The 25011-nt window shown below is 57.7% G+C and carries 40 protein-coding genes and 1 other RNA gene; 32 read left to right on the top strand and 9 right to left on the bottom strand.

Annotation, left to right across the window (positions count from 1 at the left end; translation table 11 throughout):
- Positions 1 to 10 precede the first annotated feature (10 nt).
- From IE091_RS07180 to IE091_RS07150, 7 genes are all read right to left on the bottom strand, one after another.
- Positions 11 to 1312 carry a TRAP transporter large permease gene (locus tag IE091_RS07180; protein ID WP_189463261.1) on the bottom strand — a complete coding sequence of 434 codons (1302 nt, stop codon included), beginning with the start codon at positions 1310 to 1312 and terminating at the stop codon, positions 11 to 13.
- Complete coding sequence (locus IE091_RS07175; protein ID WP_096922617.1) at positions 1309 to 1926, bottom strand: TRAP transporter small permease subunit; 618 nt, start codon at positions 1924 to 1926, stop codon at positions 1309 to 1311. The genes IE091_RS07180 and IE091_RS07175 overlap by 4 nt, the downstream gene beginning before the upstream one ends.
- Positions 1927 to 1957: 31 nt before the next feature.
- The gene (locus IE091_RS07170) at positions 1958 to 3007 is read right to left on the bottom strand and encodes a TRAP transporter substrate-binding protein (protein ID WP_096922616.1); all 1050 of its coding nucleotides are present in this window, start codon (positions 3005 to 3007) and stop codon (positions 1958 to 1960) included.
- A gap of 84 nt (positions 3008 to 3091) precedes the next feature.
- Complete coding sequence (locus IE091_RS07165) at positions 3092 to 3787, bottom strand: cyclase family protein (RefSeq protein ID WP_096922615.1); 696 nt, start codon at positions 3785 to 3787, stop codon at positions 3092 to 3094.
- Between the two features lie 381 nt (positions 3788 to 4168).
- The gene (locus IE091_RS07160; RefSeq protein WP_081195623.1) at positions 4169 to 4450 is read right to left on the bottom strand and encodes an addiction module antidote protein; all 282 of its coding nucleotides are present in this window, start codon (positions 4448 to 4450) and stop codon (positions 4169 to 4171) included.
- A complete protein-coding gene (locus IE091_RS07155) occupies positions 4447 to 4749 on the bottom strand; it encodes a type II toxin-antitoxin system RelE/ParE family toxin (RefSeq protein WP_096922614.1) in 303 nt (100 codons plus the stop codon). Before IE091_RS07155 ends, IE091_RS07160 begins: the two co-directional genes overlap by 4 nt.
- Positions 4750 to 5162: 413 nt before the next feature.
- The gene (locus IE091_RS07150) at positions 5163 to 5861 is read right to left on the bottom strand and encodes an XRE family transcriptional regulator (protein WP_189463260.1); all 699 of its coding nucleotides are present in this window, start codon (positions 5859 to 5861) and stop codon (positions 5163 to 5165) included.
- A 176-nt stretch (positions 5862 to 6037) separates the two neighbouring features.
- Between IE091_RS07150 and IE091_RS07145 the strand changes: the two genes are divergently transcribed.
- A complete protein-coding gene (locus IE091_RS07145; protein ID WP_063744307.1) occupies positions 6038 to 6391 on the top strand; it encodes a helix-turn-helix domain-containing protein in 354 nt (117 codons plus the stop codon).
- A 2-nt stretch (positions 6392 to 6393) separates the two neighbouring features.
- Entirely contained in the window at positions 6394 to 6831 is a 438-nt protein-coding gene (locus IE091_RS07140; RefSeq protein WP_189463258.1) for a hypothetical protein, read from the top strand.
- 11 nt (positions 6832 to 6842) lie between these two features.
- Here IE091_RS07140 and IE091_RS07135 read toward each other — a convergent pair whose 3' ends face one another.
- Positions 6843 to 7337 (bottom strand): hypothetical protein, encoded by a 495-nt coding sequence (locus IE091_RS07135; protein ID WP_189463256.1) that lies wholly within the window; start codon positions 7335 to 7337, stop codon positions 6843 to 6845.
- A gap of 89 nt (positions 7338 to 7426) precedes the next feature.
- Here IE091_RS07135 and IE091_RS07130 point away from each other — a divergent pair, with 89 nt between their 5' ends.
- The 18 genes from IE091_RS07130 (at position 7427) to IE091_RS07045 (ending at position 16295) form a co-directional block, all read left to right on the top strand.
- On the top strand, positions 7427 to 9484 hold the full coding sequence (locus IE091_RS07130) for a DNA-binding protein (protein ID WP_189463255.1): 2058 nt from the start codon (positions 7427 to 7429) through the stop codon (positions 9482 to 9484).
- Positions 9485 to 9523: 39 nt separating this feature from the next.
- The gene (locus tag IE091_RS07125; protein WP_189463253.1) at positions 9524 to 10243 is read left to right on the top strand and encodes an AAA family ATPase; all 720 of its coding nucleotides are present in this window, start codon (positions 9524 to 9526) and stop codon (positions 10241 to 10243) included.
- Positions 10244 to 10246: 3 nt separating this feature from the next.
- On the top strand, positions 10247 to 10873 hold the full coding sequence (locus tag IE091_RS07120) for a hypothetical protein (protein WP_189463251.1): 627 nt from the start codon (positions 10247 to 10249) through the stop codon (positions 10871 to 10873).
- Positions 10870 to 11253 carry a hypothetical protein gene (locus tag IE091_RS07115; protein WP_144981094.1) on the top strand — a complete coding sequence of 128 codons (384 nt, stop codon included), beginning with the start codon at positions 10870 to 10872 and terminating at the stop codon, positions 11251 to 11253. The genes IE091_RS07120 and IE091_RS07115 overlap by 4 nt, the downstream gene beginning before the upstream one ends.
- Positions 11250 to 11885, top strand: a complete 636-nt coding sequence (locus tag IE091_RS07110; protein ID WP_189463249.1) for a hypothetical protein — start codon at positions 11250 to 11252, stop codon at positions 11883 to 11885. Before IE091_RS07115 ends, IE091_RS07110 begins: the two co-directional genes overlap by 4 nt.
- Positions 11882 to 12310: a YdiU family protein gene (locus IE091_RS07105; RefSeq protein WP_189463248.1), complete on the top strand. Its 429-nt coding sequence runs from the start codon at positions 11882 to 11884 to the stop codon at positions 12308 to 12310. The genes IE091_RS07110 and IE091_RS07105 overlap by 4 nt, the downstream gene beginning before the upstream one ends.
- Before the next feature lies 1 nt (position 12311).
- Positions 12312 to 12572, top strand: a complete 261-nt coding sequence (locus IE091_RS07100; protein ID WP_144981103.1) for a hypothetical protein — start codon at positions 12312 to 12314, stop codon at positions 12570 to 12572.
- On the top strand, positions 12569 to 13204 hold the full coding sequence (locus IE091_RS07095; protein ID WP_189463246.1) for a DUF3164 family protein: 636 nt from the start codon (positions 12569 to 12571) through the stop codon (positions 13202 to 13204). The genes IE091_RS07100 and IE091_RS07095 overlap by 4 nt, the downstream gene beginning before the upstream one ends.
- A gap of 1 nt (position 13205) precedes the next feature.
- Positions 13206 to 13571, top strand: a complete 366-nt coding sequence (locus IE091_RS07090; protein WP_189463245.1) for a hypothetical protein — start codon at positions 13206 to 13208, stop codon at positions 13569 to 13571.
- 2 nt (positions 13572 to 13573) lie between these two features.
- Positions 13574 to 13732: a hypothetical protein gene (locus tag IE091_RS07085; protein WP_189463243.1), complete on the top strand. Its 159-nt coding sequence runs from the start codon at positions 13574 to 13576 to the stop codon at positions 13730 to 13732.
- On the top strand, positions 13729 to 13965 hold the full coding sequence (locus IE091_RS07080; RefSeq protein ID WP_189463241.1) for a hypothetical protein: 237 nt from the start codon (positions 13729 to 13731) through the stop codon (positions 13963 to 13965). Before IE091_RS07085 ends, IE091_RS07080 begins: the two co-directional genes overlap by 4 nt.
- The gene (locus IE091_RS07075; protein WP_189463239.1) at positions 13962 to 14198 is read left to right on the top strand and encodes a hypothetical protein; all 237 of its coding nucleotides are present in this window, start codon (positions 13962 to 13964) and stop codon (positions 14196 to 14198) included. The genes IE091_RS07080 and IE091_RS07075 overlap by 4 nt, the downstream gene beginning before the upstream one ends.
- Positions 14195 to 14410: a hypothetical protein gene (locus IE091_RS07070; protein ID WP_189463237.1), complete on the top strand. Its 216-nt coding sequence runs from the start codon at positions 14195 to 14197 to the stop codon at positions 14408 to 14410. The genes IE091_RS07075 and IE091_RS07070 overlap by 4 nt, the downstream gene beginning before the upstream one ends.
- Positions 14409 to 14478: hammerhead ribozyme type II (locus IE091_RS07065), an RNA gene on the top strand. The genes IE091_RS07070 and IE091_RS07065 overlap by 2 nt, the downstream gene beginning before the upstream one ends.
- A gap of 224 nt (positions 14479 to 14702) precedes the next feature.
- Positions 14703 to 15110, top strand: coding sequence for a hypothetical protein (locus IE091_RS07060; protein ID WP_189463235.1), 408 nt, complete (start codon positions 14703 to 14705; stop codon positions 15108 to 15110).
- Positions 15107 to 15529 carry a gp16 family protein gene (locus IE091_RS07055; RefSeq protein WP_189463233.1) on the top strand — a complete coding sequence of 141 codons (423 nt, stop codon included), beginning with the start codon at positions 15107 to 15109 and terminating at the stop codon, positions 15527 to 15529. The genes IE091_RS07060 and IE091_RS07055 overlap by 4 nt, the downstream gene beginning before the upstream one ends.
- Positions 15516 to 15929, top strand: coding sequence for a Mor transcription activator family protein (locus tag IE091_RS07050; protein ID WP_189463231.1), 414 nt, complete (start codon positions 15516 to 15518; stop codon positions 15927 to 15929). Before IE091_RS07055 ends, IE091_RS07050 begins: the two co-directional genes overlap by 14 nt.
- A gap of 15 nt (positions 15930 to 15944) precedes the next feature.
- Positions 15945 to 16295 (top strand): hypothetical protein, encoded by a 351-nt coding sequence (locus IE091_RS07045; protein ID WP_189463229.1) that lies wholly within the window; start codon positions 15945 to 15947, stop codon positions 16293 to 16295.
- Between the two features lie 58 nt (positions 16296 to 16353).
- On the opposite strand, the gene IE091_RS07040 is transcribed toward IE091_RS07045, so the two are convergent.
- On the bottom strand, positions 16354 to 16605 hold the full coding sequence (locus tag IE091_RS07040; protein ID WP_189463227.1) for an Arc family DNA-binding protein: 252 nt from the start codon (positions 16603 to 16605) through the stop codon (positions 16354 to 16356).
- A gap of 64 nt (positions 16606 to 16669) precedes the next feature.
- Between IE091_RS07040 and IE091_RS07035 the strand changes: the two genes are divergently transcribed.
- The 12 genes from IE091_RS07035 (at position 16670) to IE091_RS06980 (ending at position 24898) form a co-directional block, all read left to right on the top strand.
- Complete coding sequence (locus tag IE091_RS07035) at positions 16670 to 16822, top strand: Arc family DNA-binding protein (protein ID WP_189463225.1); 153 nt, start codon at positions 16670 to 16672, stop codon at positions 16820 to 16822.
- Positions 16800 to 17486, top strand: coding sequence for a Rha family transcriptional regulator (locus IE091_RS07030; RefSeq protein WP_189463223.1), 687 nt, complete (start codon positions 16800 to 16802; stop codon positions 17484 to 17486). Before IE091_RS07035 ends, IE091_RS07030 begins: the two co-directional genes overlap by 23 nt.
- A complete protein-coding gene (locus IE091_RS07025) occupies positions 17483 to 17713 on the top strand; it encodes a hypothetical protein (protein WP_189463221.1) in 231 nt (76 codons plus the stop codon). Before IE091_RS07030 ends, IE091_RS07025 begins: the two co-directional genes overlap by 4 nt.
- A gap of 169 nt (positions 17714 to 17882) precedes the next feature.
- Entirely contained in the window at positions 17883 to 18248 is a 366-nt protein-coding gene (locus tag IE091_RS07020) for a D-Ala-D-Ala carboxypeptidase family metallohydrolase (protein ID WP_189463219.1), read from the top strand.
- Between the two features lie 2 nt (positions 18249 to 18250).
- Positions 18251 to 18811: a 3TM-type holin gene (locus tag IE091_RS07015; protein ID WP_189463218.1), complete on the top strand. Its 561-nt coding sequence runs from the start codon at positions 18251 to 18253 to the stop codon at positions 18809 to 18811.
- Positions 18812 to 18831: 20 nt separating this feature from the next.
- Positions 18832 to 19179: a DUF2730 family protein gene (locus IE091_RS07010; RefSeq protein WP_189463216.1), complete on the top strand. Its 348-nt coding sequence runs from the start codon at positions 18832 to 18834 to the stop codon at positions 19177 to 19179.
- On the top strand, positions 19176 to 19481 hold the full coding sequence (locus tag IE091_RS07005; RefSeq protein WP_189463215.1) for a VpaChn25_0724 family phage protein: 306 nt from the start codon (positions 19176 to 19178) through the stop codon (positions 19479 to 19481). The genes IE091_RS07010 and IE091_RS07005 overlap by 4 nt, the downstream gene beginning before the upstream one ends.
- A 2-nt stretch (positions 19482 to 19483) precedes the next feature.
- Positions 19484 to 20035 (top strand): DUF3486 family protein, encoded by a 552-nt coding sequence (locus IE091_RS07000; protein WP_189463213.1) that lies wholly within the window; start codon positions 19484 to 19486, stop codon positions 20033 to 20035.
- Entirely contained in the window at positions 20032 to 21534 is a 1503-nt protein-coding gene (locus IE091_RS06995) for a terminase large subunit domain-containing protein (protein WP_229800778.1), read from the top strand. Before IE091_RS07000 ends, IE091_RS06995 begins: the two co-directional genes overlap by 4 nt.
- Positions 21528 to 23135, top strand: a complete 1608-nt coding sequence (locus tag IE091_RS06990) for a DUF935 domain-containing protein (RefSeq protein WP_189463211.1) — start codon at positions 21528 to 21530, stop codon at positions 23133 to 23135. Before IE091_RS06995 ends, IE091_RS06990 begins: the two co-directional genes overlap by 7 nt.
- Positions 23125 to 24279, top strand: a complete 1155-nt coding sequence (locus tag IE091_RS06985; protein ID WP_229800777.1) for a phage head morphogenesis protein — start codon at positions 23125 to 23127, stop codon at positions 24277 to 24279. Before IE091_RS06990 ends, IE091_RS06985 begins: the two co-directional genes overlap by 11 nt.
- Positions 24280 to 24421: 142 nt before the next feature.
- Entirely contained in the window at positions 24422 to 24898 is a 477-nt protein-coding gene (locus IE091_RS06980) for a phage virion morphogenesis protein (protein ID WP_189463207.1), read from the top strand.
- Positions 24899 to 25011: the final 113 nt, after the last annotated feature.

The following is a 25011-nucleotide window of genomic DNA, read 5'->3' as shown; positions in this document are numbered from 1 at the left end:
GTTCGGCCCCTTATAGCAATAAATAGGGCAACCAAGTCACGATACTTGGAAACGCTATGATGAGAGCTACGGCCAACAGCAAGACCACGACGAACGGCGTAATACCCCAGTAGACATCGATAATTGAGCCAGACCGGCGCCCCCCCTGCACAACGAACAAGTTCATGCCTATTGGCGGAGTAATCAATGCCAGCTCCATCATCAGAACCAAGAAGATGCCAAACCAAACCGGATCGATCCCCATGAACACGACAATGGGGAAAACAATGGGTATGGTGCCCACCATCATAGAGAGCGTTTCAATAAAGCAGCCCAGAATGAGATAAAAAACCACAAGCACCAGCAAAAAGCCCAACACACTCAGCTCCATGGAGGCCACGAAGCTCGTTAGCGCCTGGGGGACCCCCAGCACGCCCACCACAAACTTCAGGAAAAAGGCCGCTACGATAATCAATAGGATCATTGCCGTGGTGCGTACCGTGGAGAGAAACGCTTCATGGAGCATCGTTATGCTCAAAGCACGATTCCAAACCGCGAGCCCAAGGGCCATTAACACCCCTAACGCAGCCGCTTCAGTCGGCGTAGCCCAGCCCAGATAGATGCTACCCATCACTACACCGAATACCAGGAGCGGCGGAATGAGATGTTTAAGGCTGGTCAATTTAATCTTTAAGGAGCTTTTCGCCTGAATGGTTCCGGCAAGGCTGGGAAACAGCGTGCAGATAATGGCAATCGCCAGCATGAAAAGCGTAACGAGTAGTAGGCCTGGCACTAATCCAGCGGCAAACAGGCGACCTACTGAAGTCCCCGTCAATGCACCATAGATAATCAGATTCACACTGGGGGGAATCAAAATCCCTAACGTTGCGCCAGCCGCAATCGACCCCAATACCAGACGCTCATTGAACCTACGCTCCCTGAACTCTGGAAGCGCGACGGTGGCAATGGTCGCCGCTGTCGCGACCGAGGACCCAGAAACTGCTGCAAACAGGCCGCTCGCACCGATATTGGTATGCAGTAGCCCGCCGGGCAAACGGCCTAATAGCACCGATAACCCGGTATACATCCGCTGGGTGACGCCGCAGCGTAGCAGCAGTTCGCCAAGCAGGATAAAGAGCGGTATGGCCGTTAATAAAAAGTCGTTCATGACCGCCCATAGCTGGGTACCAAAGGTGCTCAACATGGCTGGGGAGAGATACACCATGGTGCCAAGTGCACTGGCCAAAAATATAGCCACTGCCACATGAACACCAAGCATCATCAGCCCTAGCATAATGGCAAAGCCAATCAGGGCACCGCTAATGTCGATCATAAAGGCTCCCTTTTACTTTCCGGCCTGTTTTCCAACTGGCTCTCAGCCTCTGCCAGGCTTTTGTCCACTTCCTCTTGTAATGAAGGGGGGCCGTAGCATTCGTTAAGCATCTGATAGTTGGTTCTGAGCAGTAACCAGCAACTATGTATCAGCATGCTGGTGGCAACGAATGCAAACAGTGCCACACCGAACAACCACAACCCTTGAGGAATCCATAAAGGGGTTTGCAGTGGTGTACTGGCACGGCTTCCATAGGCAATGCTGGTTTGCCATGTGCCCCACACTTGGAGCAACATAAACATGGTAAATCCCGCCAATAACAGTATCGCCATGCCGTTCAGACAGGCCTGTATCGCAACGGGAAAACGGCTCAGCCCAAGCTCTATGCGTGTGTGCATCCGGTGCATCAGTGCAGCAGAAAAGCCAACGGCAGACGTGATCGCTAAAACATAACCACCAAGTTCATCTACCCCCTGAACCGAGTGCCCCAGTAAGCGGCGAGCCACGATCTCGTAACCAATTAACAAGCAGAGCCCAAGGCATGCATAGCCGCACATAATGGCGGCGATGTTGACCAGCCGCTCAAGCCCTGGAAAGAATCTGATTGATCGCATCAGCGGTGTCTCCTTATGAACCCCGGGCTGATCACTCGATGGCTAAACCACGAGCTTCACCGATGGTGCTATTCCAAAGAGAAGCGCACTCTGCATAATTGGCATTACAGGTTTTAGACCAGGTAGGCAGAATAACGTCGGACACCGCCTCATTGAGTAGCGCTACATCCTCTTCACTTGGCTCAACAAGGGTCATATCGAAACGGTTGTAACCTTCGCAACTATCATCACCGGTCGAGCAGTTCACCGCATCCTGGGTGAGCGTCCTGGCCATATCCCAATACTGGCTTTCCAGATCCGCATAAGCCTCTTCGATGGCCTCCTGTGCTTCAGCGGACATGGCATTCCATGTATCCAGATTCATCATGTGCGCCTGCACCGACCAGCTCACACCTAGCATCAACAAGGAATCGGTGACTTCTGGCCAGTTACCGGTATTACCGGATGTTGGAGAAGTCACTCCACACTCCGCTACGCCACGCTGTAAAGCGGGATAGACTTCCGCGAACTGCAGCGTGATTGGCGTCGCCCCCAAATACTCCAATAAAGCAGACATGCTCGGAGTAAAGGAACGGACACGCTTACCGCGTAAGTCCTCCAGGCTTGCCACATCACCAGAGCAGAAAAACACCTGAGGGCCAAATGGCCATAGTCCCATTACGCGGGCATTAAAGCGCTCCTCTACCCGGTCACTGAACACACCGCGATAAGCGTCAACGGTGCTTTGCAACGTATCGATATCAGGCGATACACCTATCAGGTCAAGACCTTCCAGAAAGGGATCGTCGCGTGAGGCCGAACCAATGGTCGTTTCGACAACATCGAAACTACCGCTACTGACCATGCGCATGGTGTCTTGCATATTGACGCCCACTACGTCCAACGGATTGAAGTTGACCTGAATGTCCAGGCCAGTCCGCTCGCCCAGGGTGGCGTAAAAATCACGTTCCAGCGCCGTATGGTGCTGATGGGTAGAAACAATGCCAATCGCATTCAAACTGAACTGTTCAGCATAGAGAGTGCTCGATGACAGCGCTGCAATCGATACACCAGCAGCCAGCGCCAGATGACGTTTTCTCATGACGATCCCCTTCAGGTTTTAAAGTATGGCTAGATGCGCTGGCGGGAAGGGACTCCCCTGCCCATCGCGGTGGAAACAAGGAAGTTATTCAAGGAATGCCAAGGCTCTGACAGGTGACGCCGAGCCTCCTTTAATGCGCAGAGGAATACCCTGAAAGGTAAATTCACCCTTACCAATGAGGGCTTCAAGGTTCCAAAGCCATTCGTAATGCACCATGCCCAAGTCACGACAGACCCGGTGGTTCTCGAAGATATTTTCATCCACACGGTCGGTGGAGGGCCCCTCTACACCATGTACCATGGAGCCCCGCTCATATAGCCAGCGCGTCGCCTCCGCAGTGACCTGAGCATTGTTCGTACAGATGGTATCGTGAGGCCAGTGACGGGTATTCAAGCCGGTACACATCAGCACGATGTGTCCATCCACCTTTACCCCGGCTTCCCGCTCGGCTGTTTCCAGTGTTTCCCGAGTGATATCGCCGCGATCCCCCACGTGGCGTAGATCCAGACATACAGCCTTGCCCATGAACATTTCTACGGGCATCTCGTCGATGGTCGCCCCCTCCGGATTATTATGTGACAGCGCATCAACATGGGTGCCTGTGTGATCCAACATTCCCAGGTAAAAGGTGGTGAAGGTTAATAGGTCATCCGATGTCCCTTGCTGAAACTTTTTGGAGGCTTCATGGGTGGTGTGCGGAATGACAACAGGGCGTGCCAGGCGGCCCAAGGCGGGTAAGCCATCCTGAAGCGGCAGAGTAAGGTCGATAATGGTAGGCATGACAAAACCTTTGCTAATTCAGTATTGGACTTCAGCGGTAGCAATAGCTTGATCCAGCACTTTTCATGCCAACACACCATGAGACATGCAAATAAATACTTAATATTCAATATCTTAAAATTTAAAACAGAATTTTATTTTTGAATAAATTATTGCATACAATGTTTTTTAAAATAAAAATGCACAAATCGTGACCAATTATTTGAAGGTAACGCCAAATTTGTGCATGAATGTTGCCTACCCGCTGACGGCACGCGACATTGCCAATCGCTCCTGTCGGAGATGCCTCATAGCGTCAGCACTTACCCATATGGGCACGCCTCCCATCAACGAAAACGCCCCGCTTGAAAGGCGGGGCGTATCACGGAATCGTTGATCGTCTTACGATGCTTCAGCATGTAACGTAAAGCCCAAGGCTTTTGTCACCTTCATAATCGTTGCAAAACTTGGGTTTCCATCAGCAGAAAGCGCCTTGTACAACCCTTCGCGAGTCAACCCCGTATCACGAGCAAGCTGTGCCATACCACGGGCGCGGGCAATATCGCCAAGCGCTGCCGCCACCAGGGCAGCGTCGCCCTCTTCAAGGCAGGCTTCAAAGTACAACACCATTTCCTCTTCGGTATTCAAGTGGTCAACGACATCCCATTTACGCAGTGTGCTCATGGTGCCTCCTTCAAATCGCGTGCCAATTGCTTCGCGATATCAATATCTTTTGCCTGGCTGGATTTATCACCGCCCGCCAACAAAATAATCAGCTCATACCCCCGCTGGACAAAATAGACTCGATAACCAGGCCCGTAGTGAACCCTCAATTCCGAGACTCCTTCCCCCAGCGGCTCACAATCCCCGAAGTTGCCCAGCTCAGCCCAACGCAGACGAGCCAGAATTTTCGCTCTGGCCCGAGCATCGCGTAATTTATCGAACCAGTCCGAATAAGTGTCGGTTTCGCTAATTATTTTCATGACCTCAATGTAAACCACAGTTCACATAAGAGCAAATAATCCCTTCAATGCAAACCGCCATACGCACACCTGCAGCCGCAGGATGGCGCCTGTGTGTAGAAGGCATGTTGTGTTATGAGGCAATCAGGAGGCATGGCAAGCGCCTTAAACCATCACTGGCAAGTTAGCGTGGCTTTACGAATGTGGGTTAGCAGAAGATATGGCACAGCGGCCTAATGTGGGACTATAAACAACAAAGAGGGATAAGGTGGGACGAGCGGCGAAATTTAGCGCCATAGATTCAGAGAGTTACATGCAGGCAGGCAGTATAAAGCGCCCGCATGATAGACGCCAACAGTGCCAAAGATGCGCAAATTGAAAAAGAGGCCGTTCCTATGTGGAGCGGCCTTTTTCGTTAGATATTTGGCACTGCCTCACAACCACCCTGCAGACCAAACAGCCCGCCCGATGATGTCTAGCTCGTGCAGTTGATCCTGGGGCACCAGCACTTTGTCATATTCCTTGTTCGCGCTGATGATAGAAACGCCATTGAACTGGCGCTGCAGCCGCTTGGCGTACAGGTGTCCATCCAGCCGAAGAATATAAATACCCTCCCCCTCAATCGTCGTCCTGGTGTGATCGATCAACACCGTGTCGCCGCTGTTCAGCACCGGTTCCATCGAGTCACCATCAATGCGGATCGCGGATAGATGCTCTGGCGTAAGCCCTTGTTTTCGCAATGAATAACGGGTGAAGGAAATGTGTGTCAGAACGCGGCAGTTCTCGTTCCAGGCACCCGCCCCAGCGCTGCACTGTGCGTCATATAGCGGCACAAAGGCGTAGTCCTCCATACCCGGCACTTGCGTAGCAAGCGGTGCCTTACTTTCCTCGGGCTTCATAGCCCCGACGCCGCTGGCTACCCAGTCGAGCGAGACACCCACAGCTTCGGCAAGCTTCGCAACCCCAGAAAAGACTGGTGGAGACTCTCCATTTATCCATCGGTAGAAAGTAGCGGAGGACACACCGGCTGCTTTTGCAGCTAGTTTGCGGCTGCCCATCCTATCTGCCATCTCAGCTATGCGAGTTCCGATCTCGGAGGTGGGAATCGGAACTGAGCCTGAATTATCTTCCATCAGTTCTGATTCTCTCTAAGTTGATGATTTTAGTGGTTTATCACTAATTTGAGACGCTCCGGCCATCAAAAAAGAAACAGAACTCTCATTTATGGTTTGCATGACTATCAATCCTGAGATATGTTTACTCACAAGTGAGGGTTAGACAGCCAGAAAAAACGCCACGGAGTGACGCTATGAAACTGGATATACCTACCAACCCAACGGCGCGATGGGAGTGGATCAAGTATCAGATCCGCACACGCGGCTTAACGTTGGCTGAATTGGCGCGCCGCCTAGACGTCGAGCTTGGTACGCTTGCTGCTGTGAAGCGCACGCCCTACCCACGTATGGAGCGCGCAATTGCTGCTTCGCTAGGCCTGCAGCCCGCCACTATCTGGCCAGAGCGCTGGAACCACGACGGCACACCGTGCCGCGAAAGACCCAACCGCGCAGAAAAACTCACAACTGCAAAAGCGCAGAACCGTTTATGCGACAAGGATAGCGGTTCTAACGTTTCGGCGCATCGTCAAATGGCGGCGGGGGCTTAACCATGAAGCGCGTCAAAGACACCCAAACGCTAGACATCTTTGAGGTACCTGTCCCCGTTACGCCTACCCCTGGCAGCGGCAACTATGCCGCCCAAGTGAGTGAACTGGTGGGCGTGGTACTGAAAGACTGCCCCGTTGACCGTTACGAAGTGGCCGCGCAGATGAGCCGCTACTCCGGTGACGACGTCTCCAAGCACATGCTGGATGCGTGGAGTTCGCCGGGTCGCTGCGACCACAACATCCCTTTCTATCGCATACCGCTTTTGGAAGAAGTGTGCCAAAGCCACGCCTTTACCGATTGGCTCGTGCATTTGCGCGGTGGCCGGGTGGCGTATGGGCGTGAGGCTTTGGCAGCCGAGTACGGAAAGCTCTCGCGTGTGCAAGAGCGTGTAAATGCGGATCTACGTCGCCTAAAGAAGCTAATGGGAGAAGAGCAATGAGCCGCTCGAATTCAAACATCGCGCCAGCGGTTCGGCGTCACTATCGTCTCTGCCGTATGGTGCCGCTCATGGGGGATATGCGCCGTCGAGTTACACGCCGGGCAATTATAAAGGTCGTGTCCAAACTCTTGCTGCTTAAGGTCCAGGATAGTGGTGCGGCCTTGCTGGAAACAGTTAGCACAAAAATACACTGGCTGTTGGTATTCCCCGCTGCTCGGGCTGTTTCGTACATATACAACACTCCCTGTTTTAAGCACCACCTGCGTGTACATATCGCGCTCAGCCAAAAAATTAGTCGCTTCGGCAAGCCGTTCTGTGAGTTCGCGTTTTTCATCAAGAAGCGTCGTCACCTGCTCGCGCATCGAGAGGATATCCTCGCGCAGCGTCTGTATGTGCTCGCGAAGCTCTATCACAAGTGTCGCACTGTCTCCTTCACTTTTAGCGAGATCGATCGCAGCGCGAGCGATGTTAAGCGTTCGGTCGAAACTAGCCAGCAAACCTTTCATGGGCGTTCCTCTAAGGGTGATTTGGGGTTGGGTCGCACCTCCCAATCTACCGCAGAGTGCAACGCCCGCCTATTCCAGCGGGGGCGTGTATGAACTGGTACTCCGCCAAAGAGTTGGCTGGGCTACCAGGTATGCCCAGCACAGAAAGGGGGGTTAAAAAAGCAGCCGATCGCGAAGGCTGGGAAGGCCAACGTCGTATCGGCAGCAAGGCCGTGGAATACGCCTTCGCCGTACTTCCCAAAGAAACCCAAAACGCCCTGCTGTTGGCACAGGCGGATAACGCCGCGCCCACGCCTACTAGCACAGTAGCGCCGCTGCAAGAAGAGCAGCGCCCAAGCCAGCAGCAACTCACCGATGCCCAACGCCAAGTGATGGGTGCCCGCGTTGCATTCGTCCGCGAGATAGAACGCATGAGCAAGATGGTCAGCCAGCAGCGCGCCATCGAAACGTTAGTCGCCCACGCCCAAGCCGACGATCTAACGCCTTACCTCAAACAGCGGGTAGTGCTAGCCAACGACCGTAAAACGGATACCCGCACCCTTAGCGAGCGCACCCTCAAGCGCTGGATCGCTGACTTCCGCAAGCACGGTGAACGCGGCCTCGCCCCCAAACGCCGCAAGGCCGATATGAGCATGCCGCTTTGGGCCGGTGACTTTCTCAAGCGCTACCAGAAGCCGCAAAAGCCCAGCGTAGAAGCGGCCTACCAGCTGCTGGTCGAACAGACCGAGCCGCCGCACCCTTCTATCCATCAGGTGCGCCGCTGGCTTGCCAAGCTGTCACCGGAAGCGCGTGAGCGTGGCCGCATGGGTGCGCATGAGCTGAAAGCCCTCCAGCCCTTCAAGCGCCGCACCAGCGACGCGCTACTGCCCAACGATGTGTGGGTAGCGGATGGCCACACCTTCGATGCCGAAGTGATCAACCCGCTCACCAGCCAGGCTTTCCGGCCCGAGATCACCTTGATCATCGATTGGGGCACCCGCCGCATCGTCGGCTTTGCCCTCAACCTTGCCGAATCCACCGTGGCCACGCTGGATGCCCTGCGCGATGCCGTGAGCCGCGTAGGCATGTTCAACCTGTTCTATGTCGATAACGGTTCAGGCTTTGACAACGCCACTGTTTACGAAGTGGTCGACCGCCTGGGTGGCAGCATTACCCACTCACTGCCCTACAACTCCCAGGCACGCGGCGTCATTGAACGCGCCCACCAAACCATCCTGGTGAAACTGGCTAAAGAGATGCCCAGCTTTATTGGCGCAGATATGGATAAAGAAGCCGCCACCAAAGCGCACAAGTTAAGCCGCCGCGATATTAAACAAGGGTTAAAGCCCGCGTTTATTCCCACGTTTCAAGAGTTCTTCGAGCGCTTGAACGACGCCCTGGATGTTTATAACCACCGGCCCCACAAAGGGCTGCCCAAAGTGCGCGACTTAGACAGCGGCAAGTTACGCCACCAAAGCCCCATGGAAGCCTGGAAAAGTGCCGAGGCCGAAGGCTTCGAAGCGCTCACCGCACCCAGTGATGTGGTCGCCTCGCTTATGCGCCCGCAAGAAGTGCGCAAAACCAACCGTGGCGAAGTGCGTATCAACGGCGGCGTCTACTTCATGGATGCCCTACGCGACTTCCACGGCGAAGAGATCCGCGTGGCCTGGGATTACCGCGACACCGGCTGCGTCGGCATCTTCACCCTAGAAGGTGAATACCTCGGCGATGCTCAGTTGGATGGCAACGCCACCCCCGCGATGCCCGCCAGCATGATCGAACGTGCCGCCGAAAAACGCGAAAAAGGCCAGCTCAACCGCCTGGTGCAAAAAGCCAAGGTGGTTACCGGCAGCGATGTGGAATTCAGAACGATTACCCCCGCCGCCCGCCAATCAGACGAAAAGCAGGCTGCCCAAGGCCGCGCCTACGCCAAGCGGCTGGCCGATCAAGGCACACGCTTTCAGATACCCCACAACAAGATGGAGCGCTATCGGCTCTGGAAGAAGCTGGATGGACAACTACAGCAAGGAGAAGAAGTACCCGCCGCCGCCCGCGAATGGCACGAGCGTTACCAGCACCACAGTGATTTAAAAGCCATCGCCAAAGTGATGGATACCGAAATGGATGCAGGTGGGCGGCAACCCACCCGCACCCGACGGGCCGTCTGAACCACGGCCCATGACACCCGCAGCAATTAAGGAACTGATATGAGCGTCAACACCATTGTACCACTCACCAACGTTGGCCTACTGGCCGCCGCTGTCGAAAGCGCCGCCAACCGCCCACCAGAACTACCTGGCTTGGTGGTCATGTACGGCCCCAGCGGCTACGGCAAAAGCCTGGCAGCCGCCTATGCCGCCAACCTGCACCGCGCCTACTACGTCGAGTGCCGCGAGAGCTGGACGAAAAAAGCGTTCGTGATCGCCATCCTGCGCGAGATGGGCATCATCCCCATGAAGACGCTCAGCGAGATGGTCGACCAGATCGCCGAGCAGCTCTCCCGCTCTGGTCGCCCGCTGATTATTGATGACGTTCAGTACGTCATCGACAAAGCCGCCGCCAACGTATTAACGGACATCTACAACGCCAGCCAAGGCACCCTGATTCTGATCGGTGAAGAGCGCGTACCTGCCTCCATGGCTCGCTTAGAGCGTCTGCATAACCGCGTCCTGGAATGGGTGCCCGCCCAAGCCGCCAGCCTGGACGACGTGTGTGCCCTGGCCGCCAAAAGCTACCCCGACATCATCATCGAAGACGACCTGCTGGACGCCATCAACCACCGTGTTAAAGGCTGCCTGCGCCGTGTGGCGGTGAACCTCTACCAGATCCACTCCGAAGCCAGCGCTCAAGGCTGGAAGACAGTGGGCCTGCGCGAGTGGAGCGAGCAAGACATCCACACCGGCCAACCACCGGCGCGGAGGGGTTAAGGCATGGCGAAACAAACGCAACTCACCGCTCAAGGCCTAAAGGGAGATCGCCAAGCAATGTGGGAAGCCATCCGTAGCTTCCACACCCAAGGCCGCTCTTTTTCGATCACTGATATTTGGGAGCAAATTGCGATCGGCGTTTCGCAAAATCGCGTACGCGACTACTTCACCGGCCTGAGAAAAGCAGGCTTTATCGAATGCACGGCTTTTCCGAAAGGAGGATCTCGCTACTACAGCTTGGTGAAAGACATTGGTGTAGAAGCTCCTCGAGTACGGCGCGATGGCACTCTCCCCCCGCCCCTAGGCAGGGAACAGATGTGGCGAACGCTGAAAATCATTGGTGAGTGTACCGCTGCCGAACTCGCAGATGCCGCCAGTACTCCCGAAGTGTCGGTCAGCCATGAAACCGCCATCGAGTATCTGCGTTACCTCACTTATGCCAAATACGTGACGATCACTCGCCAGGCTACGGCAGGCACGGGTGCCGTTAATGCTAAGTACCGGTTCAACACCAGCCGCTGGACAGGGCCGATTGCCCCACAGATCCGACGCACACAACAGCTCTTCGATCCCAACACCAACGAAGTAGTGTATAGCCGCGTCACCAAAACCGAAGGGGGCGAGCCATGAACGCCATTCGTCGCACCCGCACCGTGGATATCTCCAACTGGGGCGAAGCGCCGCCCCGCTGGATCACCCTGCTCGCCAACGAAGTGCGCGCCACCAATCGCAAGATGGCCGGTGATCGCATCGGCGTCTCGCGCAGCGCGGTATCCCTGGCACTGGCCAACCGCTACCCCAGCCCCTCCACCAGCAGCATCGAAAAGAAGGTGCTACAGGCGCTGGATGGCCTGAACTGCCCCGCTCAGGAACGCACCATCAGCGTGGAACAGTGCCGCGAGTACCGCTCGCGCCCAGCGCCCACCCACAACCCCATGGCCATGCGCCTATGGCGCAGCTGCCAAACCTGCCCGAACAACCCCGACCGCCAGCAGGGAGAAGACCAATGACCCTCAAAGCCACCTGCCCCGAATGCGGCATGAGCGGTGACATGGCCGCGTTCGTCACCCAAGGCGAACACAACCAGGCGCTGGCCGCCGCGCTGGAAATGCCCGCCTTACTGAGCAGCCGCATCGTGCGCTACCTCGGCATGTTCCGGCCCAAATCGCGTGCGCTGGCCAGCGCCAAAAGCGCCCGCCTGCTGGGCGAGCTGAAGGACGTCATCACCCGCGGCGTGATCGAGCGTAAAGGCATTACCCGTGAAGCACCGCTAAAGGTGTGGATGACTGCGCTTGACCAGTTGCTTGAACGCCCACCCAGCAACCTGCCGCTCACCGGCCACGGCTACCTCTATGAAGTGGTGGCCAACTGCGCCGACCGCCACGCCGCTGAGGTGGAAAAGCAGCGTGAGGAGCAAGTTCGTAGCGGTGCCAAACAGCCTGCAAACCGTGCTGCCGTTGCGCCCCTGCGCGAGCGCACCACCGATGACGTACTTGCCGAGCATGAGCGGTTAGCCCAACGCAAGGCACACGTTACCCACCAGCGCCCGCCACAACACGACAAAGTCGCTGAAAGAGCCAACGCCCCAAAGCGCCTGAGCGACCTACTGAAAGAAGCAGCCAGCCAGGGAGAACAGCCATGAACACCATTACCGACAGCGAACTGGAGTACTACGCCGACCGCTTCATGCGCCTGCGTATCGCCCGTCACGGCTTCAACCTGGCCCAGTACCTCGCCAACCCGCTGGTGATCGAGCGGCTAGCCCTGGAGCCAGAGCCATTGCTGCCCCAGCAGCATGCCACCGTGCTGCGCTTCTGGCAGCGCTGGGACACCGGCCTGGCAGCGGTCTCCGAAGCCGCCAGCGAAGACGACGCCGACGCCGAGATCCAGGCCGCCGCCTGGGACTGGCGCGATCTCCTCGACCGCTGGCGTGAAGAAACCGCCGAAGCCGAGCGCGCCCTGGCGCGTATGAACCAGCGCAACGGCGCGTACGTCGAGCCGATGCGCCACCACCGCCACCATGGCCGCAACCGCACTGCCGCCAACTTTGCACGCAAGGGAGCCTGACATGAGCACACACACCGCCAACCCCGTGCTGCGCCTGATCGACACCGACGAAATCGGCAACGCCAGCGTGAGCCAACTGCTGCAAGACATGGGCGCCACCAGCGCCGAGCAGGTGGCCGTAGGCATCACCCGCAGCCACCAGTTTGAACCGTTCGCCGCGCTGATCTGCCTGCACGGCCCCCACACCCAGCGCTATCTCGACGCCATTAACAGCGTCACGCGGGATATCAAACTCGACCAACGTTTTGGAGCCAACCAATGAGCGCCGCTACTGACACCACGCCTGAGATCCCCGAAGGCTTCCGCATGGATGGCAAGGGCCGCCTGATTCCCGAATCCCAGATCACAGAAATCGATCAGATCCGAGATGAACTCGTGCTCTCCATCGTCGACCGCGCCACCGAGCTGCGCGACCAGCTACGCGACTTCAAAGCCGATGTGTTTAGCGAGATTGCCGCGCTCATCGAAACCTCCGCCCAGGAGTACGACGTTCAGATCGGCGGCAAGAAAGGCAACGTGCAGCTCGTTTCCTTCTGTGGTCGCTACAAGGTGCTGCGCGCTATCCAGGAGCGCATCACGTTTGATGAACGGTTGATGGCTGCCAAGGGGCTGATTGACGAGTGCCTGAAGGAATGGACTGCCGATGCCCGGCCCGAACTGGCCGTGATCGTCCAGGACGCATTCCGCGTTGATGATGCGGGCAACATCCGTACCGGCGAGGTGCTCAGCTTACGCCGCCGCTTCAACATCAGCGATCCGCGCTGGTTGAAGGCGATGGACGCCATCAGTGACGCGGTGCAGGTAACAGGCTCCAAGAGTTACATCCGCATCTATGAGCGCGTCGGTAGCACCGACCAATACAAGCCCATCAGCCTAGATGTCGCGGGGGTGTGAGATGAAAAAGCACGTTAGCGCGTATTGCTTTGCCAGCGGAGAAATTCAGGTTGGCTCGCGTATTCCGGGGGGCGCGGTCGTTCTCGTTACAGGGCCCCGAACAGAGCTAAAACGGGAGATCGATGTGGTGGCACGGCTTTCTTATGACAACCGCACACAGTTGGTTCCTGGTGTGCCTGAGTCACGCTCAGTTGAGAGTGCCATTAACGCGGTGGTTGCTTTCGTCAAATGGGCAAAAAGTCGTAGCTGCCCAGCTTGCCAATGGAGAGATCCCGTCGAGCTTGAGCAGCAGTTACGCGGAAAGGTAGGCATCACGGATGACGATGGCCATATCGCCGACCCAGAAGCTTTTGAGACGGAGGCCTAACCATGCCCAGCAAATGCACCTACTTCTACCAACTCCAGGAGCGCGGCATCAGTGCCGCGCAGGCCAAGCAGTGGCTCAAGAAGAACCCGATGCCACGCAACTGGAAGCACAGCGCCTGGCGCTGGGCCGCTGAGAACATGACAGATGAGGTGACCCAATGAGCACCACAACGAATGCCGCACCCATTCGCGTCCGCGATGCCATCGGCGGTTACGCCGCCACCCTGAAGGGCCAGCGTGCTACCTGCGCCTGGAGCGCGGAGGAAGCCGCTCGCAAAGTCGCACGCAAGGTGCATGGCGACCAGGTCGATGTGGTCAGCGCCGAGTTGGCCGAATCCGATGCTAAAGCGGGCGTTAAGTACCGCTACCACATCACCCAGCGAGGTGCCGCATGAACCACGCACTCAAACACGGCGACCGCGTGAGCTACACCCGCACGGTGCGCCGGGGCAACAGCATCAGCATCTCAGCGCGTAAAGGAATGCTGGTCAGCATCAAGGGCGACGTAGCGTTCATCCGCGCCAGTAATGGGCGGTTGATCCACGTCAACGCCAACAGCGTGCGGCCTGCCAGCCAGCCCAACGCCCTCACCGAATCCATCAAGGCCATGCAGGAAGGTGCCCAATGAGCGAGCCAACCAAAACCAGCACCCAAGCCATGATCACGATTGAGCCTAATGGCAGTGGCGGCTTCAACGTATACGCCGGATTCAATGGCGATAAACCCGAGTCGCCACAGATGAAAAAGGCCGGCGATTTAGCCCTGCTGGGAATGCTGGCCATCGCCAAAGCGCTGGAGCTTCCAGACGCCCACGCGGCCACCAAAACAACCCTCCACTAAGCGAAACGTCCTGCCAATGGCGGGGCGTCTGCTGGGCGTGGTAGCCCGGCACTGATGAGCAGCCCGGAGGCAACGTATGGCAAGGGGAAAGCGATCACAGATCACGATGACCGACATCGGACCAGAAAAGCTGTGCACGAAATGCGGCGAGTGGTGGCCGGACGATAGCGAGTTTTACTATCTGACCAATGGCTTAACCATCCAGCCATGCAAGGCCTGCTATGAGCAACTGCCATCCGTGATCCGTAAGCGGGCAAAGCAGCGTAAACAACCGCAGCCAATGAGGTGATCAATGAACAAATGGCAGCAATTAGAAGAGCAGCTATCGGGCGTTTTTGGAAATGCCACTGTATTGGCTGCTGGCCATAAAGTGACGTTCAGTAAGTGCCTTGACGGCGAGAAGCTTGTGATCCGTGTAGGCGTAGACGGCTGGATCAAGGGTATCTGGATGTCCGTGGACGAACATGGCCAGCCGGAGCACCCAGAGGGGTGCTTCTACTGTCCGCAACGCTACCGCCCCTGGAAGCTCAAAGAATACCCCAGCCTGAAAAAAGTGTACGGCAAGAAACAGGCAGACAAGATGACGGCGCTGAGAACAGTGCAAGTTATCCCCTACTGGAACAGCCCCAAAACGCTGATCAGCCACCTCAAAAAGAACTTCCCTGACCTGGAGCTGATGAACAGCGAGGTAGCGTCATGATCAGCAAAGGCAAGCTGGCCCAAATCCACATCGCCAAGGCCCAGCTGGGCCTGACCGATGAGGACTACCGCGCAATCCTCGCCCGCACGGCGGGCGTGAGCAGTGCCAAAGAACTCACCAACCGAACCGTTGGCGGCGTGATGTACGAGTTCCGCCGCCTCGGTTTTGAACCCCAGCCCGCCAAAAAAGCGGGCCGGAAGGCGCCCCGCCCGCCGCGCTCACGCCAGAACGTGATGAGCAAGATCGAAGCCATGCTCACCCATGCAGAACGACCATGGGCCTACGCCGACAGCATGGCAAAGCGGATGTTCAACGTTGAGCGGGTGGACTGGCTGGACGATGACCAGCTACACCGCCTGATGACCGGGCTCATCATCGATGCCAAGCGGCAAGGACGGTACCCCAATGACCTCAAATGACGATAACCTCGATTTTGGGTTCGATGAGATTCCCAAAGATGTCCTGGAGCGCCTGCCAGACCCAGAGCTGGCACGCCACTGGCCTCAGTCTCTGGTGGACATGCTGCAGGTGATTGAAGCGGAATACGTCGAGATAGGCCTGGAGCCACGCATCGCCCAACGCCTGGCGTTTTCCACCCTAAGAATTCTGGCGTATTACCACGGCGGGCAGGTATTCTATTTAGCCAAAGGGGATCAGCTCGACCGAGCGCTGCGCGACCATCAAATATGGTGCGAGTTTAACGGCAGCAACCACGCCGAGCTGGCACGGCGCTACGATAAGAACGTGATCCAGATCTACAAGATCCTGGCCGAGCAGCGGGCACTGCACCGCAACCGCATCCAGCCAGGGCTGTTTTAAGGGAGGGGGAACACCATGAAAGCATTTGCAGGAGCTGCCCTGGCATTAGTGGCAACGGCAGCCACCGCTCAATCGGGACCGTCATTTTCGGAATACAAAGTTTCCACTGAGGTTGCCGCAGATTTAGCAGCCCTTTGCAGAGTCGAGGTACAACAAGAGTACGGGGAGCGATGCGATCGTTTCTATAGCCACATGGAAAGTCACATGGCCCTCTATGCACAATTTGCCAACCGCTTAGCCAGCGAAGGTAATGACGCATACGGCAATGCAGACACCGTGGATCTGGAAATGCACCAGCGCACCGTCTCCAGGCTCAACGAAAACATGCAGTACATCAATACAATGGCAGAGCTACACTTGAGATAAAGCGACCTACCTGAACTCCCAACAAACCCGCTTCGGCGGGTTGTTTGCTTTCTAAGGACTACTCCTCGCCCCGCTGAAGTTTCTCCAGCACCTCCAGATACTGCTTCGCGGTCGTGCGCTGCTGCTCCAAAAACTCATGAGCTGTCATCTTTCCTAGGCCATCGGGAGCACTTCCCTCAAAGCTTTGCTCTAGCCGAGCAATCAACTCTGCGTTGAGGCTGCGATGGTTCAGCTCTGCCTCGGCCTTTAGCTTTTCGTACAGGCTGTAGGGCAGGCGGAATTGTGAGCGATAGGTATCATCTTTTTTCATAGTGACAGTTTGACACTCAAAAAGGGGTGTTTTATAGTGACAATGTGTCACTAAGGAGAGACGCATGACCCAATACAAAACCCAGCTTCGATTTCCCAGCCGCACGCAGGTTGAAGAAATCAAGGTGCTAGCCCGGCGGCAGCAGCGTTCAATGAACGCGCAGCTTTTGTATCTAATCCAGCAAGGTATGGAGCATGAAAAAGCAAAGAGCAAATGAAAAAGCCCCCGGCGCTGCAACGCCGAAGGCTTCTAGTAAACACACCAACGTTCGTGAAGGTGGCATAATGGATACTACTATGGACCCCGTTCCACAGCAATATAACGCACTGAGCAGCATCGTCCGTCTCAATGGTGAAACCCCTACTACCACGAGCCTGATCATTGCGGAGCAGTTTGGTAAGCAGCATCGCCACGTGATTCGTGCGATCAGATCAATTCTCGCTAACCCCGATTACACTGAAACTGGGGGACTGCCCAATTTTGCGCAGTCGTCTTATTACAACGAGCAGGGGAAGAAGCAGCCGTGCTATCACGTCACCAGAGACGGCTTCACGCTACTTGCCATGGGGTTCACTGGGCGCGAGGCGATGCGGTTCAAGCTTCGATTCATAGAGGCTTTTAACCATCTGGAACAGAGTGTGCATGCCATGCACCACCGGGAAACAGCTCGATTGCGCCACGCCTTGGTGACTCGCGAGCCGCGTTGGTCGGCTTTGGCTCGCTACCACACGATGGGACTGATGCAGTTCGAGATCGCCAAGCTGATGGGAGTTTCACGTGAGACTGTGCGTAAGGAGCGTTACGCCATGGAATCGCTTGGCCTACTCCCTCCTTCTATCGAAACTCAACAACTCAGCCTGCTGACAGGAGGTGACGCATGAACGTTTCACCAATCAACCGCCGTCAGTCGCTTCCCGAGTCGGCGCGCGACGCGCTCGACCGCATGGACGCCATTGGTGATGGCTGGGCCGCCGTGAGTGACTTGATGGTGCCCGAGCCCGATTTGCACGTGGTCAACCGCGAACGTCTTTGCCGCTTGATGGAGATTCTGGCCGGTGAGTACCGCAAGGCCAGCGAGGAGTTGTCAGCCGCGCTGCAGTCGCGTTAAATACACACAGAGCGCCCGAGCGGCCTGACTGCCAGAGTGCCTTTGCAAATGCCCACCCCACGGTGGGCATTTTTCTTTAATCCCCGCTAATCCCGACGCCTTACCCTACCGCCCTATCCTGAACCTCACTGCTCTGTGCTCCGTTCACCTGCAATGAGGATCTCTCGCCATGCCCCGTGACGACATCTCTATCCATTTCCGACGCCGTGAATTCGCCTGCAAATGCGGCTGCGGGTTCGATACGGTAGACCTTGAAACCCTGACACTGCTGCAAGACATTCGTCTTCACTTCAATGCCCCCGTCATCATCAACAGTGGGTGCCGTTGTGCAGCCTACAACCGCCGGGTAGGCGGTGCTGCCGCCAGCCAGCATGTGTTTGGCCGCGCCGCCGATATCCGCGTGCAAGGCATCGACCCCGCCGTGGTAGCCACCTACGTGGAAACCCAGCACCCCACGGCCAGCGTGGGTCGCTACAACACCTTCACCCACGTAGACACACGCACAAGCGGCCCTGCCCGCTGGCCTCGGGGGTGAGTATGCAATGGCGCGAACTAGCCACCACCGTGGGCGGTATGGCCCCGCTGATCGGCAGCGCCCTCGGCGGCCCCGCTGGGGCAGCCGTGGGCCAACTAGCCGCCAAAGCCTTAGGCGTTGCCGCCACCCCCGACGCCGTCGCCCAAGCACTCGCCGACCCAGACGCCGCCATCAAGCTCCAGCAGCTTGAAAACGACCACCAGCAAACCCTCACCCGCATGGTGCTAGAAGCCGAAAGCGTGCGCCTTGGCGAGGTAAACAAAACCATGCGGGCCGAAGCGGCGAGCAACGACGCCTATGTACGCCGTTGGCGGCCTACCTTTGGCTATCTCACGGCGCTTGCCTGGGTCATCCAGTGCGTGGCCATTGCCTGGTCGATTGTGGCCACGCCTGAGCAAGCGGGGGTCGTGGCACAAGCGGTGACCGCACTGACACCTATGTGGGGCATTGCCTTGGCCATGCTGGGAGTTAACGCCACCTGCCGAAGCCGCGACAAACAAGTGGCCGCAGGCCAGCAGCCCAGCGGCTTTATGGATGCCGTTGTAAAGCGCGTTGGCCGCTAACCAACCAATAAGGGAACATCATGGAGTTCATAAACTGGGCAGCCGCCAAGCTGCTATTCGATGTGCTGCAAGCCCTCTTTATGGGCGTCATGGCCGCGTACGTGTACTGGCTCAATAAGCACCGCGCCAGCCAGAGCGCCATCAAGGAAACCCATACGCGTATTGATGGCGTGGAGAAAAAGGTGGTGAACCTGGAGCACAAGATGGAACGCCTGCCGAATCACGAAGACCTGAACAAGCTGCAAGAGCAAATGGCGCGTACCAACGTGCTATTAGCTGAAATTAACGCCAGCCAGAAAGCGACATCGGTGCAGGTCAACCGCATGAATGACTATCTGATGAACCAGCCGCGAGGGGGTCACTCATGAACCAGAGCTTTCAAGACTTCGAAACCGAAGGCCGCCGCCTGGGCATCCTGCGGATTCTGTCGCGCCGCAGCCAGTTCACGACCAACGAATACAGCCTGAACGATGAGCTGAAAGGTGCCTACGCCCACCACATCAGCCGCGACAAGCTACACGGCGATATTGCCTGGCTGGAAGAACAAGGCCTGGTGATTGCCCAGCAGCCCCGCGCTGGCTGGATCGTGACCCTCACCTCTCGCGGTGCCGACTGTGCCGAAGGCCTCGCCAATGTACCCGGCGTCGCCAAACCGCGACCGGGAGCGTAACCATGCCGCCCCGTAACAAGGTGTTCGACCTGCCCCAAGAGGTGCGCGAAGAACTCAACGAGAAGCTTGTTAGCAGTGGCTTCCAAGGCTACGAAGCGTTAGCCGGGTGGCTCAGCGAGCGCGGTTATAACGTTTCCAAGTCCAGCGTTCACCGCTATGGCCAGGATCTCCAGGAGGAGTTCGAAGAAGCCATGGGCGACGTGCGTAAAACCACCGAGCTTGCCCGCGCCATGGCCAGCGACGGCGAAGACGAAAGCGGCCACCTGATCGACGCCACCGCCCGCATCGTGCAAGACCAGCTGCTGCGTATCTCTATCGCCATGCGCAAAGCCGAAGAAGACCCCGCCAAAGCCGCCAAGCAGCTCGGCAGCGTGACCAAAGCGCTGGCCGATATTGGGCGCGTATCACTCAGTCAGAAAAAATGGGCCAAGGAGCTGCGGGTGGAAGTGACCAAAGAAGCCGCCGCCAAGGCTGAAACAGCAGGCCGTGCCCAGGGGCTATCCAATGAAGGTGTCGCGGCACTTCGCGCTGCCATCCTAGAGGGCATGTCGTGAGCGCCGCCATTGATCAAAGTGTATTGCTGCCCTACCAGCAGCGCTGGGTGAAAGACACATCGCCTGTCAAAGTCATTGAGAAGTCGCGGCGTATCGGCCTGTCCTACGGCGAAGCGGCAGACGACGTGCTGTATGCCGCCTCCAGCGAAGGGGCTAACGTCTATTACATCTCCTACAACAAGGAAATGACCCAAGGCTTTATTCAGGATTGCGCTGGGTGGGCCAAAGCCTATCAGGCCGCTGCCAGCCAAATCGAAGAGTCAGTGATTGAAGCCGAAGACAAGCAGATCCTCAGCTACACCATCAAGTTCGACAGCGGCAACCAAATCCAGGCCTTTACCTCCAACCCGCGTAACCTGCGCAGTAAAGGTCGCCCTGGCGAGCGCCTGGTGATTGATGAAGCCGCGTTCGTGGATGACATCCAGGAGCTGCTAAAAGCGGCGATGGCCATGACTATCTGGGGCGGCCAGATTCGCATCATCAGCACCCACAACGGCGAAGATAACCCGTTCAATGAGCTGGTCAATGACATACGCGCCGGTAAGTACGACTACAGCCTGCACCGTGTTGACCTGGACGACGCCCTAGCCGATGGCTTTTATAAGCGCATTTGCAGGGTCACCGGCCAGCAGTGGACCCGTGAGGGCGAAGCCCATTGGCGGCAACAGTTGATCAACCGCTATAAGCCGAACGAAGACGAAGAGCTGTTCTGCATTCCTGCCCAGGGCGGCGGTAGCTACTTAACGCGGGTCATGATTGAGGCGTGCATGGCTCCCGCCCCGGTACTGCGCTTTAACGGGACTCGGGAATTTAACGCCATGCCCGAACCCTTGCGGGCTGCCGAAATGGCCGACTGGATCACCGACAACCTGAAGCCTGTGCTGACCACGCTTAACCCACGCCGACAACATGCGTTGGGGCAAGACTTTGCCCGTAGCGGTGACCTCTCGGTCATTGCCCCCATGGAGATCGGCGATACCCTGCACCGCACGGTGCCCTTCCTGATGGAAATGCACAACGTGCCGTTCAAGCAGCAAGAACAAGTGTTGTTTGCTATTGGTGACGCGCTGCCACGCCTATGCGGCGTCGCCATCGACAGCCGAGGTAACGGCGCGTACATGGGCGAAGCGGCCACGGATAAGTGGGGCTCCATCGTTGACCAGGTGATGGCCACCGAAAACTGGTACCGCGAACGCATGCCCCGTTACAAGGCTCGCTTTGAGGATGGCTCAATCACCATTCCGAAGGATGACGACTTAGTCGATGACCACCGCGCCTTCAAGCTGGTACGCGGCGTTGCCCGCCTACCCGAAGGCAAAACCAGCGGCGAACGCCACGGCGATGGCGCAATGGCTTGCGTACTGGCCGACCACGCCGCCGAACTGGAAGCCATTGAGATCGAATTCACCCCCGCGCCCCTGCCTGGTGCTTCCCGCCAGGACGACGACAGCGACGACATTGAACCCAGCGGCTTTGGAATAGGAGGCGGCGCATGGTAAGCCCCACCGCGAAGTATCGGCGCAACCTGGTCAAAGCCAACGCGCCCGCTCTGAAAGAGCAGCAAACCAACGACGCCCGCATCGGTCAGCTCAAGCGCGAATTTGCCGAGCACCCCACGAAAGGCCTCACGCCTGCGCGCCTGTACCAGATCCTTGAAGCTGCCGAACAAGGCGACTTAAAGGCGCAAAGCGAGCTGTTCGATGACATGGAGGAGAAAGACCCCCAGATCGGTGCCGACTTGGGCAAGCGCCGCCAGCTCGCCGCAGAGCGCGAATGGCAGATCGTACCGCCAGATAACGCCAGCGCCCAAGAGAAACGCGCCACCGAACACGCCATTGAGGTGTTCTCAGGGCTTGAAGTCGAAGACCTTATTCTGGATCTCGGTACCGGCATCGGCCACGGCTGGGCGAACCTTGAGCTTTCATGGCAGCGAGATGGCGCACTGCGCTACATCGAGCAGCCCACGCTGCGCCCCCATAGCTGGTTCAGGCTCCACCCGGATGACCAGAACTGCATCACGCTGCGGGACAACAGCGCCACCGGTGCCGAGCTATGGCCGTTGGGCTGGGTGCAACACCGCCACCGCGCCAAGAGCGGCTACGTCGCCCGCATGGGCCTGCACCGCATGCTCGCATGGCCCTACCTGTTCCAGAACTACGCCCTGGGGGATCTCGCCCAGCTGCTTGAAATCTACGGCCTACCGGCCCGCATCGGTAAGTACCCACGCAACGCCACTGAGCGAGAGAAAGCAACGCTGTTGCGTGCAGTGGTCACGCTGGGCCAGAACGCCGCTGGCATCATCCCAGAGGGGATGGGCATCGAGTTCATGGAAGCGGCAGGCAAGGGAGCGTCTGCGGATCTCTACAAAGCCATGATGGACTGGTGCGAACGCGCCAAGGCGAAAGCGATCCTAGGCGGCACGCTCACCAGCGGTACCGGCGAAGGCACCAACACAAACGCCCTGGGCAACGTGCATGAACGTGGCCAGATGAGCCTGATCCGCTCCGATGCCCGCCAATACGCAGGCAGCATTCACCAGAGCATTTTATGGCCCATGGCCGCGCTCAACTTCGGCATCGACAAGCCACAGCGTGCGCCACGCTTCTACCTCGACTGTGGCGAGACCGAAGACCTGGAGCGCCTCTCCAAGAGCTTGCCGACTATTGTGGACATGGGCGTAAAAGTGCCCATGTGGTGGTTCCATGAGAAATCCGGCATCCCCAAAGCGGCCAAAGATGAAGAGGTGCTAATGCCAAAGGCAGCGCCAAACCCGTTTGGGGCACTACGCCTGCCTGCGTCTAAGCCACCGCTAGCCGCCCTACGCCAGGCACCCACACAACCGGGCCAGCCGAGCTACTACCGCGATGCCACCCTCGACCAGCTCGACGACCAGGCGCAGCCAATCGTCACCGGCTGGGTCAACCAGGTGCAGCAGCTCGTTGAACAAGCAGAGAGCTTCGAGCAGCTGCAAGAGCTGATCGCCACGGCCTTCGATGACCTGGATGAAACCGAGTTGGCCAACGTGATGGCCACCGCGTTTGAAGCGGCTAACCTGGCAGGCCGTGCCGTGGAGGATGAGGAAACCGGCGATGCCGATTAGCGCCCAGTTCAACCGCCCGTTCCCGGAACAGGTCACGTTCTTCCGTAACAAGCTGAACCTGCCCACCACGCGCTCCGGCCAGATCACCCGCGACCAAAACGACGCCGCGTTCGTGGTGGCGGGTGCCACTAAGGCGGATCTGCTCGCCGATCTGCGCGGCGCGGTGGACGATGCGATTAGCAACGGCCAAAGTTTGGGTGAGTTCCGAAAGCAGTTTGAGGAGATCGTGGCTAAACGCGGATGGACGGGCTGGACAGGCGAAGGCAGCAAAGCAGGCCGCGCCTGGCGCACTCGGTTGATCTACAAGACGAACCTCGATACATCCTACGCCGCTGGCCGCTGGCAGCAGATGACCGACCCCGATGTGGTGCGCCTGCGCCCCTACTGGCGCTACATCCACAACACCATCGAGAACCCACGCCAGCAGCACCAGCGCTGGAACAACCTGGTTCTGCGACACGACCATCCGTGGTGGCAAGCGCACTACCCGCCAAATGGCTGGGGCTGCAACTGCGGTGTGGAAACCCTGAACGAACGCGGCCTGCGCCGCCTAGGCAAGGAAGGGCCAGACGCAGCACCGAATGACGGCACCTATGAAAGCGTCGATAACACCACCGGCGAAGTCGTCACCGTGCCCAACGGCATCCAACCAGGGTGGGACTACGCCCCAGGGCAAACAGCAACGGAGCGTGCGATCGCCGCCAGGCTGAACCGGCTGGATAACGTCGAGGCCACCATTGCCCGGCAGAACGTCGCCGACCTAGTGCAGGCACCGCTGTTCAGTCGATTTTTCAATGGTGAGATCCAGGGGGAATATCCAGTGGCGGTAGTGCCGCCACTGGAACGACAAGTATTGGGCGCCGAGTCGCCGGTAGTGCTGCTCTCACAGCAAAGCTTGCGCACCCACCTCGAACGCCACCCCGAGATTGGCCTTGATGACTATCGCCGCGTGCAGCAGCTGCTTGACGATGGCCAGGTGTACCAACTACCCGACCAACCGGGTCGCTTGATCTACCTGGTCATCGAAGGCGTTACCTATCGCGCCGCACTCAAGCGCACGCAGGATGGCAAGAAGAGTTATTTCCTGACGCTGTTCAAGAGCCGCACGGATCAGCCGCCGCCCCAAGCGGAGCGTTTGCGATAAGCCAAGAGATAGAGAAGGAGTAAAGCGAGGCGTGGCCTGCCGCATGGGAGGCACCCATGCTAGCCCTCATCAACGCTCGTTCGATGAGCGAAGGGGTCGGTAGCCATACCGAGGACAGGCACTCACAGTATAGGAGAGAACCATGATCACCATCAACGCGAACACCGACGCCATCGAACGGGCCATCACCGACCTGATCAACAAGGGCAACGACCTCACCGCACCGATGAAGTCGATTGGTGGAGAGATGGTCAACCGCACTCAACAGCGGTTCAGAGACAAGGAAGCGCCGGACGGCACGCCCTGGGCACCCAACTCCCCAGTGACTGAAAAACGCAAAGGGCATGGCCGCGTACTCGAAGGCGAGAACAAGCAGCTCGCCAAGCAGTTCAGCTATAGCGCTTCAAGCGATGGGGTAGAATGGGGTAGTCTGATGGACTACGCCGCCATGCAGCACTTTGGTGCCAATCGTGGTGAATTTGGTGAGGGCCGTTACAAGACAAAGTCAGGAACATTCCCCATCCCTTGGGGTGACATCCCCAGCCGTGAATTTATCGGCCTGAACGATGATGACGAAGACGAAGTGCTGGGCATCCTCGCCGACCATTTGAGCCTCTGACCCCGAGCCGCCAGAAACGCCCTGTCAGCGCCGCAAGGCGCTACCCCGCTACGCTGGCACACATTTCTGCCGCAAGGCGCGTTAGACCCGCGTTAGATTTTGATTGGGACGCT

The sequence above is a fragment of the Vreelandella hamiltonii genome, assembly GCF_014651775.1.
Lineage (GTDB): Bacteria > Pseudomonadota > Gammaproteobacteria > Pseudomonadales > Halomonadaceae > Vreelandella > Vreelandella hamiltonii.
The sequence above is the reverse complement of the archived record's forward strand: the minus strand, read 5'-3'. Positions and strand labels throughout refer to the sequence as shown.

Excerpts from the sequence above, each read along its gene's own strand:
- IE091_RS07010 (WP_189463216.1), top strand. The coding sequence starts at position 18,832 with ATGGAGTTCATAAACTGGGCAGCCGCCAAGCTGCTATTCGATGTGCTG.
- IE091_RS07080 (WP_189463241.1), top strand. The coding sequence starts at position 13,729 with ATGAGCACCACAACGAATGCCGCACCCATTCGCGTCCGCGATGCCATC.
- IE091_RS07110 (WP_189463249.1), top strand. The coding sequence starts at position 11,250 with ATGACCCTCAAAGCCACCTGCCCCGAATGCGGCATGAGCGGTGACATG.
- IE091_RS07135 (WP_189463256.1), bottom strand. The coding sequence starts at position 7,337 with ATGAAAGGTTTGCTGGCTAGTTTCGACCGAACGCTTAACATCGCTCGC.
- IE091_RS07030 (WP_189463223.1), top strand. The coding sequence starts at position 16,800 with ATGAAAAAGCAAAGAGCAAATGAAAAAGCCCCCGGCGCTGCAACGCCG.
- IE091_RS07150 (WP_189463260.1), bottom strand. The coding sequence starts at position 5,861 with ATGGAAGATAATTCAGGCTCAGTTCCGATTCCCACCTCCGAGATCGGA.
- IE091_RS07005 (WP_189463215.1), top strand. The coding sequence starts at position 19,176 with ATGAACCAGAGCTTTCAAGACTTCGAAACCGAAGGCCGCCGCCTGGGC.
- IE091_RS07125 (WP_189463253.1), top strand. The coding sequence starts at position 9,524 with ATGAGCGTCAACACCATTGTACCACTCACCAACGTTGGCCTACTGGCC.
- IE091_RS07120 (WP_189463251.1), top strand. The coding sequence starts at position 10,247 with ATGGCGAAACAAACGCAACTCACCGCTCAAGGCCTAAAGGGAGATCGC.
- IE091_RS07075 (WP_189463239.1), top strand. The coding sequence starts at position 13,962 with ATGAACCACGCACTCAAACACGGCGACCGCGTGAGCTACACCCGCACG.
- IE091_RS07130 (WP_189463255.1), top strand. The coding sequence starts at position 7,427 with ATGAACTGGTACTCCGCCAAAGAGTTGGCTGGGCTACCAGGTATGCCC.
- IE091_RS07000 (WP_189463213.1), top strand. The coding sequence starts at position 19,484 with ATGCCGCCCCGTAACAAGGTGTTCGACCTGCCCCAAGAGGTGCGCGAA.
- IE091_RS07020 (WP_189463219.1), top strand. The coding sequence starts at position 17,883 with ATGCCCCGTGACGACATCTCTATCCATTTCCGACGCCGTGAATTCGCC.
- IE091_RS07015 (WP_189463218.1), top strand. The coding sequence starts at position 18,251 with ATGCAATGGCGCGAACTAGCCACCACCGTGGGCGGTATGGCCCCGCTG.
- IE091_RS07055 (WP_189463233.1), top strand. The coding sequence starts at position 15,107 with ATGATCAGCAAAGGCAAGCTGGCCCAAATCCACATCGCCAAGGCCCAG.
- IE091_RS07040 (WP_189463227.1), bottom strand. The coding sequence starts at position 16,605 with ATGAAAAAAGATGATACCTATCGCTCACAATTCCGCCTGCCCTACAGC.
- IE091_RS07090 (WP_189463245.1), top strand. The coding sequence starts at position 13,206 with ATGAAAAAGCACGTTAGCGCGTATTGCTTTGCCAGCGGAGAAATTCAG.
- IE091_RS07170 (WP_096922616.1), bottom strand. The coding sequence starts at position 3,007 with ATGAGAAAACGTCATCTGGCGCTGGCTGCTGGTGTATCGATTGCAGCG.
- IE091_RS07070 (WP_189463237.1), top strand. The coding sequence starts at position 14,195 with ATGAGCGAGCCAACCAAAACCAGCACCCAAGCCATGATCACGATTGAG.
- IE091_RS07095 (WP_189463246.1), top strand. The coding sequence starts at position 12,569 with ATGAGCGCCGCTACTGACACCACGCCTGAGATCCCCGAAGGCTTCCGC.
- IE091_RS07025 (WP_189463221.1), top strand. The coding sequence starts at position 17,483 with ATGAACGTTTCACCAATCAACCGCCGTCAGTCGCTTCCCGAGTCGGCG.
- IE091_RS07085 (WP_189463243.1), top strand. The coding sequence starts at position 13,574 with ATGCCCAGCAAATGCACCTACTTCTACCAACTCCAGGAGCGCGGCATC.
- IE091_RS07050 (WP_189463231.1), top strand. The coding sequence starts at position 15,516 with ATGACCTCAAATGACGATAACCTCGATTTTGGGTTCGATGAGATTCCC.
- IE091_RS07060 (WP_189463235.1), top strand. The coding sequence starts at position 14,703 with ATGAACAAATGGCAGCAATTAGAAGAGCAGCTATCGGGCGTTTTTGGA.
- IE091_RS07175 (WP_096922617.1), bottom strand. The coding sequence starts at position 1,926 with ATGCGATCAATCAGATTCTTTCCAGGGCTTGAGCGGCTGGTCAACATC.
- IE091_RS07115 (WP_144981094.1), top strand. The coding sequence starts at position 10,870 with ATGAACGCCATTCGTCGCACCCGCACCGTGGATATCTCCAACTGGGGC.
- IE091_RS07100 (WP_144981103.1), top strand. The coding sequence starts at position 12,312 with ATGAGCACACACACCGCCAACCCCGTGCTGCGCCTGATCGACACCGAC.
- IE091_RS07140 (WP_189463258.1), top strand. The coding sequence starts at position 6,394 with ATGAAGCGCGTCAAAGACACCCAAACGCTAGACATCTTTGAGGTACCT.
- IE091_RS07045 (WP_189463229.1), top strand. The coding sequence starts at position 15,945 with ATGAAAGCATTTGCAGGAGCTGCCCTGGCATTAGTGGCAACGGCAGCC.
- IE091_RS06985 (WP_229800777.1), top strand. The coding sequence starts at position 23,125 with ATGCCGATTAGCGCCCAGTTCAACCGCCCGTTCCCGGAACAGGTCACG.
- IE091_RS07180 (WP_189463261.1), bottom strand. The coding sequence starts at position 1,312 with ATGATCGACATTAGCGGTGCCCTGATTGGCTTTGCCATTATGCTAGGG.
- IE091_RS07165 (WP_096922615.1), bottom strand. The coding sequence starts at position 3,787 with ATGCCTACCATTATCGACCTTACTCTGCCGCTTCAGGATGGCTTACCC.
- IE091_RS07105 (WP_189463248.1), top strand. The coding sequence starts at position 11,882 with ATGAACACCATTACCGACAGCGAACTGGAGTACTACGCCGACCGCTTC.
- IE091_RS07160 (WP_081195623.1), bottom strand. The coding sequence starts at position 4,450 with ATGAGCACACTGCGTAAATGGGATGTCGTTGACCACTTGAATACCGAA.
- IE091_RS07145 (WP_063744307.1), top strand. The coding sequence starts at position 6,038 with ATGAAACTGGATATACCTACCAACCCAACGGCGCGATGGGAGTGGATC.
- IE091_RS07035 (WP_189463225.1), top strand. The coding sequence starts at position 16,670 with ATGACCCAATACAAAACCCAGCTTCGATTTCCCAGCCGCACGCAGGTT.
- IE091_RS06980 (WP_189463207.1), top strand. The coding sequence starts at position 24,422 with ATGATCACCATCAACGCGAACACCGACGCCATCGAACGGGCCATCACC.
- IE091_RS06990 (WP_189463211.1), top strand. The coding sequence starts at position 21,528 with ATGGTAAGCCCCACCGCGAAGTATCGGCGCAACCTGGTCAAAGCCAAC.
- IE091_RS07155 (WP_096922614.1), bottom strand. The coding sequence starts at position 4,749 with ATGAAAATAATTAGCGAAACCGACACTTATTCGGACTGGTTCGATAAA.